This is a genomic window from Pseudomonas sp. PAMC25584, assembly GCF_058135675.1.
This window is the reverse complement of the sequence record NZ_CM176870.1, coordinates 132,383-146,805: the sequence shown is the minus strand read 5'-3', so window position 1 is coordinate 146,805 and position 14,423 is coordinate 132,383. Positions and strand designations below refer to the sequence as shown.

At 60.8% G+C, this 14,423-nt stretch carries 11 protein-coding genes and 1 pseudogene; 7 read left to right on the top strand and 5 right to left on the bottom strand.

Going from position 1 to position 14,423, the window contains the following annotated elements; translation table 11 throughout:
• Positions 1–174 precede the first annotated feature (174 nt).
• Positions 175–2,343: a PA5441 family protein gene (locus ACS5Q8_RS00705; RefSeq protein ID WP_465159733.1), complete on the top strand. Its 2,169-nt coding sequence runs from the start codon at positions 175–177 to the stop codon at positions 2,341–2,343.
• The gene (locus tag ACS5Q8_RS00700) at positions 2,340–3,044 is read left to right on the top strand and encodes a DUF3142 domain-containing protein (RefSeq protein WP_463897983.1); all 705 of its coding nucleotides are present in this window, start codon (positions 2,340–2,342) and stop codon (positions 3,042–3,044) included. Before ACS5Q8_RS00705 ends, ACS5Q8_RS00700 begins: the two co-directional genes overlap by 4 nt.
• Before the next feature lie 77 nt (positions 3,045–3,121).
• Here the strand turns inward: ACS5Q8_RS00700 and ACS5Q8_RS00695 are convergent, their stop codons facing one another.
• From ACS5Q8_RS00695 to ACS5Q8_RS00675, 5 genes and pseudogenes are all read right to left on the bottom strand, one after another.
• Entirely contained in the window at positions 3,122–3,694 is a 573-nt protein-coding gene (locus tag ACS5Q8_RS00695; RefSeq protein ID WP_426102737.1) for a hypothetical protein, read from the bottom strand.
• A gap of 131 nt (positions 3,695–3,825) precedes the next feature.
• Positions 3,826–4,674 carry an ABC transporter permease gene (locus tag ACS5Q8_RS00690; RefSeq protein ID WP_247397856.1) on the bottom strand — a complete coding sequence of 283 codons (849 nt, stop codon included), beginning with the start codon at positions 4,672–4,674 and terminating at the stop codon, positions 3,826–3,828.
• 12 nt (positions 4,675–4,686) lie between these two features.
• Positions 4,687–5,538 (bottom strand): annotated as a pseudogene (locus tag ACS5Q8_RS00685) (ABC transporter ATP-binding protein).
• 1 nt (position 5,539) lies between these two features.
• Positions 5,540–6,565, bottom strand: a complete 1,026-nt coding sequence (locus ACS5Q8_RS00680; protein WP_276195703.1) for an ABC transporter substrate-binding protein — start codon at positions 6,563–6,565, stop codon at positions 5,540–5,542.
• 14 nt (positions 6,566–6,579) lie between these two features.
• Complete coding sequence (locus ACS5Q8_RS00675; RefSeq protein ID WP_465159732.1) at positions 6,580–7,473, bottom strand: TauD/TfdA dioxygenase family protein; 894 nt, start codon at positions 7,471–7,473, stop codon at positions 6,580–6,582.
• Positions 7,474–7,805: 332 nt separating this feature from the next.
• Between ACS5Q8_RS00675 and ACS5Q8_RS00670 the strand changes: the two genes are divergently transcribed.
• The 5 genes from ACS5Q8_RS00670 to ACS5Q8_RS00650 all read left to right on the top strand — a co-directional run bounded on the left by ACS5Q8_RS00670 (position 7,806) and on the right by ACS5Q8_RS00650 (position 14,422).
• Complete coding sequence (locus tag ACS5Q8_RS00670; RefSeq protein WP_465159731.1) at positions 7,806–8,504, top strand: GntR family transcriptional regulator; 699 nt, start codon at positions 7,806–7,808, stop codon at positions 8,502–8,504.
• A gap of 369 nt (positions 8,505–8,873) precedes the next feature.
• On the top strand, positions 8,874–9,632 hold the full coding sequence (locus ACS5Q8_RS00665) for a DUF3050 domain-containing protein (protein WP_465159730.1): 759 nt from the start codon (positions 8,874–8,876) through the stop codon (positions 9,630–9,632).
• Positions 9,629–10,576: a diiron oxygenase gene (locus ACS5Q8_RS00660; RefSeq protein WP_276195698.1), complete on the top strand. Its 948-nt coding sequence runs from the start codon at positions 9,629–9,631 to the stop codon at positions 10,574–10,576. The genes ACS5Q8_RS00665 and ACS5Q8_RS00660 overlap by 4 nt, the downstream gene beginning before the upstream one ends.
• A complete protein-coding gene (locus ACS5Q8_RS00655; protein ID WP_443695900.1) occupies positions 10,573–13,944 on the top strand; it encodes an amino acid adenylation domain-containing protein in 3,372 nt (1,123 codons plus the stop codon). Before ACS5Q8_RS00660 ends, ACS5Q8_RS00655 begins: the two co-directional genes overlap by 4 nt.
• A gap of 19 nt (positions 13,945–13,963) precedes the next feature.
• The gene (locus ACS5Q8_RS00650) at positions 13,964–14,422 is read left to right on the top strand and encodes an SRPBCC family protein (protein ID WP_276195696.1); all 459 of its coding nucleotides are present in this window, start codon (positions 13,964–13,966) and stop codon (positions 14,420–14,422) included.
• The last annotated feature ends 1 nt before the right edge of the window (position 14,423 follow it).

Genomic DNA, 14,423 nt, shown 5'->3' with positions numbered 1-14,423 from the left:
CAGGCCACGCCCAGCGCCGACCTCCCTGACGAGGTGCGCAACCTAGGGCAGCGGAGTTGAATTGCCACTGCCCACAGTCAGATAAATCAGCAATTTTTGTAGGCCTTCGCCGAAGCCTTCGCCGGATCACGTTATGATTGGCGCCCTCCAAGGACTCAGGATCAAGGACACGTCATGCGCATCGGTTTTCTGTCACCCCTGGCACTGGCATTGCTCGCCGGTCTCTCCCAGCCGGCACTCGCCAGCTCCGACGACTCGTGCTACCCCGACTGGAGGGTCTCGCGGGACAGCCTGGACACGTGCAACAACCTGCCGTTCCTGAGCCCCGGCAATGACAGCCGAACCAACCTGCGCCTGTTGCTGGCCGACAAAAAAGCCGCGCCCCTGGCGCCAAACGCCTTGAGCGAGGACGACCTGTCCCAAGGCTTCGGTCCGGTGCCGTTCCCGGTGTACCGCCTGGTGCCGATCGCCGCCACGCCGGCCGAACCGGATAACACGCCGCACGCCTCACCCAGCGCCGAACTCGACACCCTGCTCCAGCCATTGGGCATCAAGCGTGACGAATACAAATCCGCGGGTGCTGACTTCCTGAATGGCGAAGGCAGCCGCTGTCGCAGCAACGACGACGACAGTGCCACCGCGTTTATCCGCCAGGTGATCAAGGCCGACATGCCGGCGGCCGAGCGCGAGTTGCTGGTGAAGGCGCGTTTGCAATTGCTCACGGCCTGCTCCTGGGAAGGCCAAGTGGTGGACGCACAGCAGATCCAATCGACCGAAGGCCAACTGCTTCGCACTTATCTGCAAGCCGCCGCCGACTTCTACAGCGGCCGCTTCAGTGACGCCGAGCGCGGTTTTGCCGGCGCCAGCAGCAGTCATCTGCCCTGGCTGAAGGAAACCGCGCTGTACATGACCGCGCGGACATCACTGAACCAGGCGCAGGCCGACGCCTTCGACGAATACGGCATGCCGCAACTCGAGCATGTGGATAAGTCCGCCCTGAGCGACGCCGAAGCAGGCTTCCTCGGTTACCTGAAGACTTATCCACAGGGTGATTATGTCGCCTCCGCCCGTGGCCTGCTGCGCCGGGTGTATTGGCTGGCGGACGATCACGCCAAGCTCGCCGAGGCCTATGCCTGGCAATTGACCCTGGCCACCGACGCCCAGCGCAATGTGTCCGTGGATGAGCTGGTGGCCGAAGCCGACCTCAAGCTGCTGATGGTCAACGGCAAGGCGGTCAAGAACCCGATGATCCTGCTCGTCAGCGACCTGATGCTGATGCGCGCGCATACGCCGCCGACCCTCACCCGCGCCGACCTCGATGGGCAAAAAGCCGTGTTTGCCGACGAACCGGCGCTGTTCGACTACCTGCAAGCGGCGTATGCCCTGTACGTCGAGCATCAACCCGACAGCGCGTTGAAGCACCTGCCCCAGGACGTGCCCTCGAACCCGGATTACTTCGCCTTCAGCCAACAGACCCTGCGCGGCCTGGCCCTGGAAGCCAAGCAAGACTGGAAAGCCGCCGAAAAACTCTGGCTGCAACTGCTGCCGCTGGCCAAGCAACCGCTGCAACGCGACCAGTTGGAGCTGGCACTGGCGATGAATTACGAACGCAGCGGCCAGTTGGCCAAGGTGTTCGCCGCCGATTCGCCGATCAGCGCCAAACAGGTGCGCTACATCCTGCTGCGCAACAGTGCCGGGCCGGACTTGCTGCGCCAGCAGATCGCCCAGGCGCACGACCCGCTAGAGCGCCAGACCGCCCAATTCGTGCTGCTCTATAAAGACCTGCTGCGCGGCCAGTTCGCCACCTTCGACGACGACCTCAAGCAACTGCCGGCGTCGGCGCCGGACGACAAGCTGGGCACCAGCCTGGGTTATGTCTACAGCGCCGGCCAGACGTTGAAACTGTTCCAGTGGAACGGCGACAAGGCCGAATCCGGCTACACCTGCCCGAGCATTGCGCAAACCGCCGCGACCTTGCAGAACGACGCGAAAAACCCCCACGGCCTGAACTGTTTCGGCGAGTTCATCCTGCGCAACAGCCTGGATAGCATGCCCCTTGAGCAGGCGCGCGCCGCCGGCAGCCTGGGCAGCACACCATCGGACTTCAAGGGTGCCACCTTCTCGCGTCTCGACGGCTATCAACAGGTGATCGGCAACCCCAAGGCACCTAAAGCCGACAAGGCCTACGCGCTGTTCCGCGCCCTTAATTGCTACGCGCCTTCTGGCTACAACAGTTGCGGCGGCGAAGACGTTACGCCGGCCGTGCGCAAGGCCTGGTTCCGCCAGCTCAAGACGGGCTTTGCCGACACGCAGTGGGGCAAATCGCTGCAGTACTACTGGTGAAACCGTTGTGGCTCGGCTTGCTGTTGCTGGCAAGCCCGGCCTTCGGCGCCGTCGACGCCCGCGACTATGACGCCTTCTGGCTGTGGAGCGGCGTCACACCACAGCCGGTGCTCAAGCAGGCGAAAACCCTGTACATCCTCCAGGGCCAGATCAACGCCACCCGCCGCGCGCCCCAACGCGGCGTGCAATTGATCGCCCAAGGCATGAGTGTGCCGCGCATCACCCAGGGCGACATCTGGCTGGTCTACCGCGCCCACACCCTACGCTGGCCAGACCGCGTCTACACCCAGTTGCTCGGCCAGGTACAACGCTGGCGCGACGCCGGCAACCCGGTGATCGGCATCCAGATCGACTTCGACGCCCGCACCCAGTACCTGCACGAATACGCCGGTTTCCTGCGCGACCTGCGCCAGCGCCTGCCCGCCGACCTGCGCCTGAGCATCACCGGCCTGATGGACTGGAGCAGCAACGCCGACCCGGCCGCCATCGCCCAGCTCAACGGCGTGGTGGATGAAGTGGTGGTGCAGACGTACCAGGGGCGCCAGAGCATCCCGGATTACGCCGCGTATCTGCCACGGATGAATCGGCTGGGGCTGCCGTTCAAGATCGGCTTGATCCAGGGCGGAGAATGGGTAGCGCCGGGGTATTTGAAGGGGAGTGAGTGGTTTCGGGGGTATGTGGTGTTTTTGCGCAATCCTTGAAGGCGCGTGTCTGGAAAATGCTTTTTGGAAACACGTGTCCACCGTGCATGGACACGTGTTTAGCGCAGCGAAAAAACTCAGTACGGCCCGGGTGGGTTGAGCGCCAAAAATGTCGTCAGCGCCCAGAAACTCATCCCGATGAGTATCCAGATGCCATTGGCCCAGGTCAGTCGATGGTTGGCTTTGCCCTCCGCGTCATCTTCAACACGATTCACCGCATGCTGAAGCTGCACCGCCAGGGCTGCATAGACGATCAAAAGGCAGAGGTTGAGTTTCAGTGCTGTCATCGGCGCTACAAACCAGACATAGGCCTGCGGCAGCAGTGCGCTGAAGGTCAACCCAAGCGCCAGGCACCGTGGCCACCAGCGATGCGGCGTATTGGTCAGTTCAAACTTTCGCCGTACCTTCATCGCGAACGAGTAAAAGAAAAACACCGCAAAAAAGCCTCGGGCCCAAGGCCAAATGCGGGCACCGGTTGCCTGACGATAATAGGCCCACTGTTTGTAACTCCAATAAACCATGTACAAACCTTGGGACAGCAAAATCATCAGCAACAATTTGCGCGGCGCAACAACAAAGAACATCGGTTGATCAGCGGCTGACTGACTCAGATCGGCCAGTGGAGCAGCGTAGGGATTTTCGACGGACATAACGAAGTCTCTTAAGGTTAACCGTCGAAAGGTTAATGCCTAGGCTTGTTGATCGTTCAACGGGACAAAAATCAGGAACGCTCCTACACGCCGGCGGGAGCAAGTCTGATCACTCATTGATCAAGCCAGCCTCAGCGCTGCATGCCCCACCGTTTGACGGTCAATCGCTCGAAGGTGTCGAACACCAAATTTTCCACCAGCAAGCCGATCAGGATCACCACCGCTAGCCCGGCGAATACCTTGTCGGTGTACAGCTCATTGCGGTTCTGGAAAATGTACCAGCCCAGGCCACCTTTGCCGCTGGTGGCGCCGAACACCAGTTCGGCGGCGATCAGCGTGCGCCAGGCGAATGCCCAGCCGATTTTCAGGCCGGCGAGGATCGACGGCAGTGCCGCTGGAATCAGGATGAACAGCACAAAGCGCATACCCTTCAACCCATAGTTGCGACCGGCCATGCGCAGGGTTTCGGACACGCCAAGAAACCCCGAGTAGGTGTTGAGCGCCAATGCCCATAGCACCGAATGCACCAGCACGAAAATCAGGCTGTTCTGGCCCAGGCCAAACCACAGCAGCGCCAGCGGCAGCAGCGCAATCGCCGGCAGCGGGTTGAACATTGAGGTCAGGGTGCTGAGCAGGTCGCGGCCCAGTTGGGTCGACACCGCCAGTGTGGTCAGGGCAAATGCCAGCAGGATGCCGATCAGGTAGCCCTTGATCAGCACCACCAGTGAGATGCTGACTTTACTCAACAACTCGCCACTGAGCAGGCCGTCGTAGAGCGCGTGAAACGTCTGCAGAAAACTCGGCAACAAAAGGTCATTGTTTTGGTAGCGCGCAACCGCTTCCCAGAGGATCGCGAGCACGATCAGGATCAAGCCTTTGCGCAACCAGCCTTGTTGCCACAGGCGCTGGCGCAGGGGCAGCTCGCGTTCCACGGGGACGCTGAGCAGCGGTTCGAGGGTGACTTCATATTCCTGGCGCATGAGCGGGCCCCTTCAGTAAGCGATGCGGATATCGGCGAAGCCCAACTCACGTTCGGCTTCGGGCGCTTCATCGAACAGCAGGCGATGAATCCTTCGCGCCGATGCCTGGAATTCCACGCCGCCCAGGCTGTGCAGGTCGTATTGATGGCTGTGGATTTCCGCGCGCACCCGTCCCGGATGGGGCGACAACAACAAGATGCGATTGCCCACCACCAGCGCTTCTTCGATGGAGTGGGTGACGAACAGCAAGGTGAAACGCACTTCTTCCCAGAGCCGCAGCAACTCTTCCTGCATCTTGCGGCGGGTCAGGGCGTCGAGGGCGGCGAAGGGTTCGTCCATCAGCAGGATTTTCGGCTGCATGGCCAGGGCGCGAGCGATGGCCACGCGGGCTTTCATGCCCCCGGAGAGGGTGTGCGGATAGGCGTCGGCAAAGGCGCTGAGGCCGACTTTGTCGAGGTAGTGCAGCGCGCGTTCTTCGGCTGCACGACGCTTGAGGGTGTTTGACGCCAGCAGCGGGAACATCACGTTTTGTTTGACGGTTTTCCACGGCGGCAGCTAGTCGAATTCCTGGAACACCACGATGCGATCAGGACCGGGGCGTTCGACCTTCTGCCCCAGCAGGCGGATCTCCCCTTCGCAAGGCTGGATAAACCCGGCGATGGACTTGAGCAAGGTGGATTTGCCGCAACCCGACGGGCCGAGCAATACGTAGCGGTCGGCCGGGTCGACTTCGAAACTGACCTGGTGCGTGGCCCGCACCACGCGCTCGGGGGTACGGTATTCGAGGCTGACGTTATCCACCGCCAGCAGCGCGGCGGCAGCGGACAGGTTGCTGGCCGCGTGGCCTGGCAAGGGCGCGTTCATCTCAGCTTCCTTGCAGGGGCTTGGCGTCCTGGAAGAAGTAGTCCTTCCACGATTCAGGCTTGTTCTTGATCGCGCCGACGCGGTAGAGGAATTCCGCCAGCGGGTAAGTGTTTTTCGGCGTGACGCTGAATTCGAATTGCGGGTTGTCGATGATTTTCAGCAGCTCGGCGCGGTCGATCTTGGCCTTGGTCACGCGGATGTAAGTGTCGGCGGCGGCGCCTTTGTCGTTCTGGGCGAACTGCGCGGCTTCGGTCAGCGCGTCGACAAAGGCCTGGTAGGTTTTCGGGTTGTCGTTGCGGAATTTTTCAGTGGCGAACAACACCGTCGGCGAATTCGGGCCCAGCAGGTCGTAGGTATTGAGCACCACATGCACATTGGGGTTCGCCAGGGCCTGGTCCTGGAACGGCGGGTTGGAAAAGTGCCCGGTCAGCTCAGTGCCGCCGGCGATCAGCGCCGCCGTGGCGTCAGGGTGCGGGACGGCGACGGTGTACTGATCGAGGCGATTGAATTCCTTGTCGCCCCACTGCTTGGCGGCCGCGTATTGCAGGAAGCGCGACTGCACCGACACACCCACCGCCGGCACCGCGATGCGGTCTTTGTCGGTGAAATCGGCGATGGTCTTGACCTTGGGGTTGTTGCTCACCAGGTAGTAGGGAAAGTTACCGAGGGAGGCGACGGCCTTGACGTTCTGCTTGCCGTGGGTGCGGTCCCAGATGGTCAGCAGCGGGCCGACGCCGGCACCGGCGATGTCGATGGAGCCGGAGAGCAGCGCATCATTAACGGCCGCGCCGCCGGAGAGTTGGGTCCAGTCGACCTTGATATCGAGGCCTTCCTGTTTACCGTATTTTTCGATGAGGTGCTGATCGCGCACCACGTTGAGCAACAGGTAGACGATGCCGAACTGCTCGGCGATGCGAATCTCACCTTCAGCCTGCGCAACCGCTGGGGCGACGAGGCTGCCAGCCAACAGGCTGATACCCAGGCCGAGCGTTGCGGCCAGCCGTGCAAATGGAATGTTCCTGGACATGGTCATGCTCCGAATCAGAAAGGCGCGTCGCCCTGGATGGTGGTGCGGTACAGCTTGCGGCGCAGATGGCTCGGGCAACCGGCCGCCAGGTGGATCAGCGAGCGGTTGTCCCAGAACACCAGGTCGTGGGGCTGCCATTGATGGCGGTAGATATTTTCCGGCAGCACGCTGTGGGCATAGAGCTGGGCCAGCAGGTCGCGGCTTTCGTCTTCCGGCAGGCCGATGATGCGGGTGCTAAAGCCTTCACTGACGAACAGCGCCTTGCGGCCGTTTTCCGGGTGGGTGCGCACAATCGGGTGGACCACTTCGGCGACTTGGGCGAGCTGCTCGGGGGTCAGCGTCGGGCGCCAGTTGCCTTCGAATTTGCTTTCGCTGTAACGCGCGGTGTAGGCGTGCGCGGCGCTGCGGCCGTGTATGGCTTTGCGTAGGTGCGCGGGCAGTTGGTCCCAGGCCTTGTGCATGTCGGCAAACAAGGTGTCGCCGCCTTCGGCTGGCAGTTCCTGGGCGTGCAGCATCGAGCCCAGGCTGGGCAGTTCTTTATAGGACAGATCCGAATGCCAGAATTTGCCCGCATCGCCCAGGCCGATGGATTGGCCGTTTTCGATGATGTTGGAGACGATCAGGATTTCCGGTTGGTTGGCCAGCAGGAACTGCTTGAGCACATGGATCTGCAGCACGCCAAAGCGGCGGCTGAAAGCGATTTGCTGTTGGGGGGTGATGCGTTGGTCGCGAAAAATCAGCACATGCTGATCCAGGTGTGCGCGGTGAATGCGGGCGAAATCCTCGTCGTTGACCGGACGGGACAAATCCAGGCCGATGATCTCGGCCCCCACGCGGCCGGGGAGTGGACGAATCTCGAAGGTTTGGGCGTTAGGGGTCGCTGCTGGAACAGTAGAGGTGGCGGACATGAATTCACTCCCGGTCGGACAGGAGAGTGACTTTATAGGTATAAGAACAGCACTTTAAATACCGTTAGTGAATATGCATAGATGGGAATGTATCGCCGATCACCTGCGCTGGGCGCTGGTAGTGGAATAAACGACGGCGGTGAAGTGTTCAATTCAGAGCAATCTGACACCGGCGTGTAAGACACCGCAAAAGCTTGATGTGGGCGCTCAGAGTCGCGTGTTTAGCCGCTTACAAGCCGAAAACCTTGCTCGTTTGACAAGCCTGTAGGCAATCTCTAGTGTGCATTGGATCCAATAAGCCATACCCATTCTATAAGGAGGCTAGCGTAGCCGTGACGCAAAAGCCGAGCCCTTTGAGCAGTATCAAGGTCAGCGGGCCTATTCCCGCCCATCTTGCTCGTTCCGTAATCGAAGAAACCTTGCGCAATGCCATCCTTGATGGCCGCTTGCCTTGTGGTACCGCCATGCGCCAGCAAGAGCTGGCCAGCCTGTTCGGCGTCAGCCGCATGCCCGTGCGTGAAGCCCTTCGGCAGTTGGAAGCCCAGTCGTTGCTGCATGTCGTGACGCACAAGGGTGCGGTGGTTGCACCGCTGATCGAAGACAATTCAGCCGAAACCTACGCCTTGCGCATGCTGCTGGAATCCGAAGCGCTGCGGTTGTCGATTCCGTTGCTCAGCGCAGACGACATTGCCCAGGCCGATGCCTTCATCACGGCGCTGGAGCAGGAGAAAGACTATACCGAGATTGGCCGGCTCAACCGCCTGTTCCACATGGCGCTGTATGGCAAGGCGCCCAACCGGCGGCTACTCACGTTGGTCGAACACGGTTTGAATGAAGAGGAGCGCTTCCTGCGCTTCAACCTTGAGGCGATGGGGTTGGGCGAGACGTCCCAGGAAGATCACCGCGAACTGCTGAACCTGGTGGCGCAGAAGAAGGTCGCCGAAAGCATCCTGACGCTGCGCAATCACCTGATGCGAGGCATGGAGGTCATCAGCACATACCTAAAGGGCCTTGAGGCGGCCGGCAAGTAAGGTTTTCCGCCGAATTCACCCTTTAAGCATTGCGGGGCTGTCTTCCTCCTGGGAAAGCCCCGCGTCAAGATGCCCCGGTTAACACTATTCGACTGCGTAATGCCCGGGAAACTTCCCACGTTTAACAATACAACTTACCCACAACCGGAATCTTTTCGAAAAAACATCTAATACATTTATAAGCTCGCCCAAACGTTTAATCAGCTTATTATCACTCTTCAATAAACCAAACACCTCAACCGCCTGCACGAACCCCTGTTTGGGCAGCGCTGCGCGCGCGGCTTGGCTAAAACGTTACCTGTCTGCTTTTTGGCTGCAAAAGCCCATCACTGTTTTCAGAGCAGTCGCAACAACTTATAGGCATCAACCATGTATCAAGTTCTACTTAAACAAAAAAAGCTGCAGTTATGCAGTCACCCGTTATTTGAAGAAATAACTTCACTTGGCAAGTTACAACTTTTTATGGAAAACCATGTATTTGCCGTTTGGGACTTCATGACCCTCACCAAACGCCTGCAACGGGACCTGACGTGTACGCAGTTGCCCTGGCTCCCACCGAGCGACCCGCAAGCCGCCCGCCTGATCAACGAAATCGTGCTGGGCGAGGAGTCGGACGAACACCCCAGGCGTGGTCATTGCAGTCACTTCGAGCTGTACCGGGAAGCCATGCTTGAGGTGGGCGCCAGTACCCACGCCATCGATACCTTCATCGCGCTGCAACGTCGGGGTGTCGAGGCCAATGCCGCCTTGTGTCAGGTCGATGTCCTGCCCGGCGTGGCCCGCTTCGTCGCGAGCACGTTGCACATCGCGTTGAATGCGCCCACCCACTGTGTGGCCGCCGCCTTCCTGCACGGCCGCGAAAGTATTATCCCAAGCATGTTCGAACGGCTGTTGCAGGGCAGTGAAATCATCGATCGCCAAGCGCCTACATTGGGCTACTACCTCAACCGCCACATCGAACTGGACACCCAAGGCCATGAGCCAGCGGCACAGAGGATGCTCCAAGGCCTGACCCTCAGCGCTCCCGAGTACCAGCAACAAGCCGTTGAAACCGCGATCAACGCCGTGGAAAACCGCATTAAGCTCTGGGACGACGTGCGTACCTTGCTGCAACAGGTGCGCCCATGAACGTCGCCGACTACCGTTCCATCGCCGAAGACTGGGAACGCCGCGCCACCATCCGCACGCGCCCTCGCCGCCTGCTGGAAAACGACGACAAGCTGATCTATCCGCTCTGCCGCCAGCCCCTGGTCCTCAGCACGACCTTTCTTGAGCATTGCCCGCAGTGGCGCGACTTCGTGCTGCTGCAAAGCTTCTACAAGTTCATCAATGACGTGGTGATTTTCGAAACCGAGATCGTCGACAAGACCGCGCGCAACATTGCCAAAAACCGTTTCGCGCTGCCCTTCCCCCTTGTGTGTCGCTACGACGCGATGACCGTCGTGGTGGACGAGGATTATCACGCCCTGGTCGCACTGGACTTCCTGCAACAGACCGTGGAAATGACCGGCATACCGCCACTGGACCTGCCCCTGCAAATCGAACTCAGCCGCGCCCTGCCGGCGGCGCAGGCACAGGCCCCGGCGCACCTGCGCGACGCGGTGGAATTGATTGGCGTGGCCATCGCCGAGAACACCGTGACCCATGACGTGGCGGCGTTTTCCAAGGACCACAGCGTCAAGGCTTCCATCCGTGGCTTGATGGCCGATCACCTGTTCGACGAAGGGCGCCATGGGCAGTTCTGGACGCGCCTGGTGCGCCTCTATTGGCAGGCGGCAAGCCCGGATGAGCGCGACAGCATTGCCCCTGTCTTGCCCATCTTCCTGAAGCACTACCTGACCAACGAGCTGCAAAAATCCTTCGACCTGCAACTGATCGATCAGTTGGACGTGAGCACTGACGTTCGCCATGCACTGAGGGCCGACATGGCGGCACTGGATTTCCCCATCACCCGCCACCACCCGCTGATCGGCAACATCATGGGCTTTCTGCAGCACAGCGGCTTGCTGCAGACACCGAGCGTAGCCCAGGCACTGGCCGACTATCTGCCAGTGGCCGGGAGAGCGGCATGAGACGTCTGACAATTGGATGGTTCGGTATCAGCCATGCCCTCGGTGCGCTGAGGCTGGAGCTGGAGCAATATGGTCATCTGTCGAGTCATGACGCTGCCGACCTGGTAATTGAGGACGGTAGTGCGTCACTGCCGACACACCTGGCCGCCGCTCCACGCATCAGCCTGCGCCTGGGCGTCGGCCCGCTGACGGAGTACGGGTTGCCGCAGCTACAGTTGCGCGCGTATGACGCTGGCCAACGCTGGGGGGTCGTGTTGGACCTTGTCGAAGAGCCCAGCGGTAATGGCCAGCGACTGCGCCTGCGAGCGGTAACTGCGCTGGTGGAATGGGTCGCTGTGCTGGTGAGCGGCTTCGCCCGCGACCCTGAGTATTTTCCCGCAGGGGCCGGCGCCAATGCCTGGCCCGAACACGGCTTGCAAAGGCTCGAAGCGCTGGCGTTTGTGCATCGGTTCAATCACACGACCGACGTGCAACTGCTACAGGCGGCGCAGGTGCCGATGATCGAACGATTGCAGGCCAGCCTGCTCACCTTCGCCACACGGCCGGCGCTGAACATTGCCGGCCGCGTGCTGACCTATCGGCAATTGCACACTCAAGCACGGGCGATCCAGCAACGGCTCGGCCCACTGCTGGAAGGCGTCGAGGCACCGCCGGTGGTCGGGGTGTGCCTGGAAAAAACAACCGCGTTGTACGCCAGTATTCTTGCGGTGCTGGGCTGCGGCGCGGTTTACCTGCCACTGGCCCCTGACCATCCACCGCAACGCCAACAGGCCATGCTGGACAGCGCGGGAGCCAGGGTGTTGCTGGATGATGGCCGCCACCCACTGCGCGATGGCTTCGTTTCATTGGATGTCAGTGCAATCGATCAGCGCGACACGTTGCCGCCGCTGCTGCGGCATCGCCCCAACCCCGATGCACCGTGCATGGCGCTCTTCACCTCGGGCACCACCGGCCGCCCCAAAGGCGTGCTGCTGAGCCAGGGCAACCTGGCCCATTTCACCGCCTGGTTCGGCGGTTGCATGGGGCTGAATGAGCAGAGCCGGGTGTTGCAGTTCGCTTCGTTGAGCTTCGATGCCTCGGTGATGGATATCTTCCCCAGCCTGATTGCCGGCGCCGAGTTGATTGTCCCAAGCGAGACGCAACGACGCGACCCGCAGCAACTGTTGGAGCTGATCCGCCAGCAACGTATCACCCATGCCTTCCTGCCGCCGGCGCTGCTCAGCATCCTGCCGCTGGATCAACCGCTGGGCCTGGCGCACCTGCTGACCGGCGGCGACGCCTGTGAGCCCTACGTGATCGAACGACTGGCCGGCCAGTGCCAGTTGCACAATCTCTATGGCCCCACCGAAGCCACGGTACTGGTCACCCATCGGACGTTGCGGCCTGGGGATAGCAATCGCAACGTCGGCCGCCCCATCGCCAACAGCCAGGTGCTGATACTCGATGAGCACTTGCAGCCGGTGGACGAGCAGGTGATGGGCGAGCTGTACATCGTGGGGCCCGGCGTGAGCCTGGGGTACTTGAACGCAACACAACGGCGCGACGACCCTTTTGTCGAACTGGCATTGTCGGGCGGCCAGTCCTTGCGCGCCTACCGCAGCGGCGATTGCGCAAAGTGGACCGCCGACGGCATCGAACTGGGCGGGCGTCGGGACGAGCAAGTGAAGATTCGGGGGTTTCGAGTCGAGCCCCAGGAGATCGAACAGTGCCTGCGCGCCAGCCGGCTGTTTCGTCAGGTGGCGGTGGTGATCGACGGTGATCACAGGATTAGCGGTGTGGTCGCCCAGCCGGAGCCTGGCGCCACGATAGACGCCCTTAAGCAGTACGCAAGGCAGTGGCTGCCTGACTACCTGCAACCCGAGCGGTGGATCGAATTAGCCGGCATGCCTTACGCGGGCAACGGTAAAGTCGATCGCCTGGCCTTGTTGCAACTGCCGGCGGCGCCCCCGTCGAATCGCACCGCAGAGGCCGCACAAACGCCGCTGCAGGTTGAACTGGTGCGGCTGTGGAGTGAGTTGTTGCAGCTTCCCGCAGGGACGTTGTCCATCGATGACAGCTTCTTTAACGTCGGCGGCCATTCCATTCTGCTGTCGAGCCTGCTGCTACGGGTTCGCGAACAATTTGGTCGCAGTCTGCCTCTAAACAGCTTTTTTGAAATGCCGACCATTCGTACACTCGCGACGCTGCTGGAGGACGGCCCGCGCGCCGAAGCACCCTCCGGCCAGGCGGTTCAAGACGCACAGCGCAAACCGGCGCTTGAGGTGCTGCCCGAGGCCTGCGCCGGTGACCGCCGCAAAGTGATCGTGACGGGCGCCAACAGTTTTATCGGGGTACACATCGTCGAAGCGTTGCTGGCCCGCGGTGCTACGGAAGTGGCATGCCTGGTGCGGGAACTGCCGAACCAGTCGGCACCGGTACGGTTCACCCAGGCGTTGCATGAATACCGCTTGGAACATCTGGACCAGAGCCGGGTGCGAGTGTACGCCGCCGATATCAGCCAGCCTGGCTTGGGCTTAGCAGGTGAGGTGTACGAGCGCCTCGCCAGGGACTTTGGCGCGCTGGTGCATAACGCGGCGCGGGTCAATCATGTGATGGACTACGCGGCGCTGGTGAAAGACAACGTCGACCCCGTACTGGAATGCATGCGCCTGTGTGAAACACACAGCAAAAAGGTCTTCAACTTCATCTCGACACTGTCGGCATGCAGCGCCATCGACGCCACGGGACAGGTCCTGGAGTCGCCGGCGGCGGCAACGCTGCCGATCTACATCAAAAATGGTTACAACCTGTCCAAATGGGTGGCCGAACGGCTATCGGGCCGTGCGCTGGAGCAAGGCGCCTGGGTGAATATCTATCGTCCGGGCAATATCAGCTTCAACAGCCAAAGCGGTGTTTGCCAACCACAGAAAAATCGCCTGATGCTGATGCTCAAGGGCTCGCTGCAATTGGGCCTGGTCCCCCGTTTAGAGGTGAACTTCGACCTAATGCCGGTGGACTTTTTTGCGCGTTTTATCGCGCGACACTGCACACATTTTGCAGCCGGGCGCAGCGTGTACAACCTGCATAACCCACAACCCTTGAGCTGGGAGCAGTACCTCGATGCATTCAGCGACGCCGGCTACACATTCGACCGGGTCAGTGTTGCGCAATGGCAACGGCAACTGCGAACAGTGGGCCGCGAAAACGCACTGTTTGGCGTGCTGGGTTTTTACCTGGACGGGTTGGGTGAAGACATCGGCGATACGTCGATGATCCGTCACGACAATGCACGCCGGGGCGTGGAAGAAATGGGCACACCGTACCCCGAGAAAAGCCCCGCGCTGTTAGGCAAAGGCTGCGACTACCTCAAGGCCATCGGCTTTCTTTGAACCGCTTCAGGACAACCTCATGAAACCGTTGCAACCCGATACATTGATCCGCAACCCCCGGGGCACGCCAGTCGTGGCCTCTGTCGTAGTCGCCTGCGAGGCCGCCAGGCTGTGGGGCTTGGTGGGTGAGTTTGCAGGCTTTGATGCGTTCATTCCCGCCTTGTCGCACATTGAAATAATCGGCACCGGTGTAGGCGCTTTGCGCACGAAGTATTTCCACGATGGCCATTGTGCCGTGGAGCAACTCAACAGCCGTGACGAAGAGGCCATGTACATGACCTGGACCACCGTCTACAACACCTTGGGCGTGGCCCGCCTGTGGGCGGCAATGCGTGTGGAAGCAATGGATTCAGGCTGTTCCAGGGCGACCTGGACGCTCATCGGCGAACCGGTCGATACCGCGCAGGAAGGGTTCGAACACTTTATGCAGAGCTTCGCCGACGGCGCATTGGATAATGTCCGACAGATGCTTGGCTAAG